Annotated in this window: 3 protein-coding genes; 2 read left to right on the top strand and 1 reads right to left on the bottom strand. The window is 71.4% G+C overall.

The features are described from left to right. Both NBZ85_RS29780 and NBZ85_RS29775 read left to right on the top strand, forming a co-directional pair. Positions 1-1,117: LLM class flavin-dependent oxidoreductase (locus NBZ85_RS29780; RefSeq protein ID WP_264762469.1), on the top strand; the 1,117-nt coding region annotated here is incomplete at its 5' end. 76 nt (positions 1,118-1,193) lie between these two features. Further along, the gene (locus NBZ85_RS29775) at positions 1,194-2,300 is read left to right on the top strand and encodes an LLM class flavin-dependent oxidoreductase (protein ID WP_261560573.1); all 1,107 of its coding nucleotides are present in this window, start codon (positions 1,194-1,196) and stop codon (positions 2,298-2,300) included. 321 nt (positions 2,301-2,621) lie between these two features. Here the strand turns inward: NBZ85_RS29775 and NBZ85_RS34185 are convergent. Further along, on the bottom strand, positions 2,622-2,854 hold a 233-nt coding region (locus tag NBZ85_RS34185; RefSeq protein WP_261563258.1), incomplete at its 5' end, for a hypothetical protein.

The raw sequence follows: 2,854 nt of genomic DNA, 5'->3' as shown, positions 1-2,854 counted from the left end.
CCGCCATCACCGCCATCACCGCCCGGAAGGAATCCTCAGCGTGAGCGTCGAGTTCATCGGGATCGCCAGCACAGCCGCGGGCAGCGAGTCGCAGGGCTTCGCCGGCCCGGCCGTCGATCCGGCCTATCTGGAACGGCTGGTTCGCACGCACGAGGACGCCGGCTTCGACCGGGTGCTCGTCGCGCACTCCTCCGCCATGCCCGACGGCTTCGTCGTCGCCGACCAGATCCTCTCCCGCACGACGACCCTGAAGGTGCTGCTCGCGCACCGCCCCGGCTTCGTCGCCCCGACGATCGCCGCCCGCACGTACGCCACCCTGGACGCCTTCCACCCGGGCCGCGTCGCCCTGCACGTGATCACCGGTGGTGACGACGTGGACCAGGCTCGGGACGGGGACCTCACCGACAAGGTGACCCGCTACCGCCGCACCGACGAGTTCCTCGACGTGCTGCGCCGGGAGTGGGAGTCGGCGGCGCCGTTCGACTACGACGGCGAGTTCTACCGGGTGCGCGGCGGCTGGTCGTCGGTACGCCCGGCGGCGGGGAACATCCCGATCTACTTCGGTGGGGCCTCCGCCGACGCGATCCGGGTCGGGGGCAGGCACGCCGACGTGTACGCGTTCTGGGGAGAGCCGCTGGCCGGGATCGTCGAACGGATCGGGCAGGTGCGCGCGGCGGCGGCGCCACACGGGCGCGACCCGCGGTTCAGCGTGAGCCTGCGCCCCATCCCGGCCGACACCGAGCAGTCCGCCTGGGACCGGGCCGCCGACATCCTCGAGCTCACCCAGGCGCGGGCCGGTGAGCTCAAGCGGGCAATCGGTATCGACGGGGCCGCCCAGGTCGGCAGCCAGCGGCTGCTGAAGTTCGCCGCCGAGGGCGACGTGCACGACAAGCGGCTGTGGACCGCGATCGCCAAGGCCACCGGCGCGGCAGGCAACTCCACGGCGCTGGTCGGCAGCTACGAGCAGGTCGCCGAGTCCCTCGTCGACTACGTCAACGTCGGGGTGTCCACCCTGCTCATCCGCGGCTTCGACCCGGTCGCGGACGCCCGGGACTACGGCGCCCTCATCCGCCTCGTGCGGGACCAGACCGCCGACCGCGAGCCGGTACCCGCCTGATCCTCGGCTCAATCCGGCTTCGGCCCGGCCCTGCGTCAGTACAGACCAGCTTCAGCACAGCTCGGAGGTTGCGCGCATGTCCCTCGAAATCCTCGGCATGGTGAGCACCAAGGAGGCATCGGAGACCCGGGGCTCCTTCTTCGACGGCCCCGCCGTCGACACCGCCTACCTGACCCGGTTCGCCAAGGCCCACGACGCCGCCGGATTCGACCGGGTGCTCATCGGCTACGGCGCCACCTCACCGGACGGTTTCGCCGTCGCCGGCCACGTCCTGGCCTCGACCGAGCGCCTCGGCGTCCTCATCGCGCACCGGCCGGGATTCGTCGTGCCGACGCTCGTCGCCCGCAAGCTGGCCACCCTCGACCAGCTCAGCGGCGGTGGGCGGGTCGCCATTCACCACATCTCCGGCGGCAACGACGCCGACCAGCGCCGGGACGGCGACTTCGCCGACCACGACACCCGCTACGAGCGCACCGCCGAGTTCATGGCGGTGCTGCGCCGGACCCTCACCGCCGACGCCCCCTTCGACCATGAGGGCCGCTTCTACCGGTTCGCCGGCGCGTACAGCTCGGTCAGGGCCGCCACCCCCGCCGGCATCCCGCTGTTCTTCGGCGGGCAGTCGGACGCCGCCGTCACGGTCGGTGCCCAGCACGCCGACGTCTACATGCTGTTCGGCGAGCCACTGGAGCAGACCGCGGAACGCATCGCCCTGCTGCGCGCCGCCGCCGCCAGGCACGGGCGCACCCTGCGGTTCAGCCTCTCCACGCGGCCGATCATCGCCGACACCGAGGATGCCGCCTGGGCCCGCGCGGAGGCCATCGCGGCCGAGACCCGGCGGCGGGTTGCGGCGGCCGCCCAGGGCGGGCAGGGCTTCCCTGGCCTGTCGAACTCGGTGGCCTCCGAACGGCTGCAGCAGGTGGCGGCCCGTCAGCAGGTGTACGACGATCGGCTCTGGTTCGGCGTGACGGCGCTGACGGGACCGGGCGGCAACTCCTCCGGGCACGTCGGAACGGCCCAGCAGGTCGCAGACGCGCTGCTGCGCTACCACGACATCGGCGTCGACACGTTCCTCATCCGTGGTTTCGACCCCTACGAGGACGTGGTGCGCTGGGGCCGGGAGCTCATCCCGGCGTTGCGGGCCGGCGCGACCCGTCAGCCAGCCGGGTTCCTACCTGTCAGGTGAGCTGTTGGGTGCCAAAAGTCGGCCTGAGCCTGTGACCTGGGGCGATGCGCCGCCGCGGGACCGGCAGCATGATGGTCAGCCATGTCCGTGCGCCTGCTCTACCTGATCTTCGTGCGGGTGTGCGGATAGCTGATCCCCCTCGGCCGTTCGTCGGCGTCCAAGGACATCGAGCCGCTCGTACCGCGGCACGAGGTCGCGGTGCTACGCCATACCCAGCCCAAGCCCCGATAGGACTGGGCAGACCGGGCGGTCCTCGCCGCACTGATCCGACTCCTACCCAGAGCACTGCGAGCGCACCGGCTCGTCACCCCCGGCACCGTCCTACGGTGACACCGTCGTCTGATCACCAAGAAATGGACCTACCCGCAGCAGACGGGACGACCTCCGATCAGCCCGGAGATCGCCGCGCTGATCGAACAGCTCGCGGCCAAGAACACGACATGGAGCCACCAGCCGATCCAAGGCGAACTGTTCAAACTCGGCCACCTCACCGCCTCGTTCGACACGGTCCTCGCCGACGCCGGCATCACCCCCCTCAAGACCCCACCCCGGAC

Origin of the sequence: Frankia tisae (assembly GCF_025403405.1) — a bacterium.
Taxonomy (GTDB): domain Bacteria; phylum Actinomycetota; class Actinomycetes; order Frankiales; family Frankiaceae; genus Frankia; species Frankia tisai.
This window is presented reverse-complemented; position numbering and strand designations above follow the sequence as displayed.

What these genes read in the sequence shown, in the direction of transcription:
- NBZ85_RS29775 (WP_261560573.1), top strand. Translation starts at nt 1,194, where the DNA reads ATGTCCCTCGAAATCCTCGGCATGGTGAGCACCAAGGAGGCATCGGAG.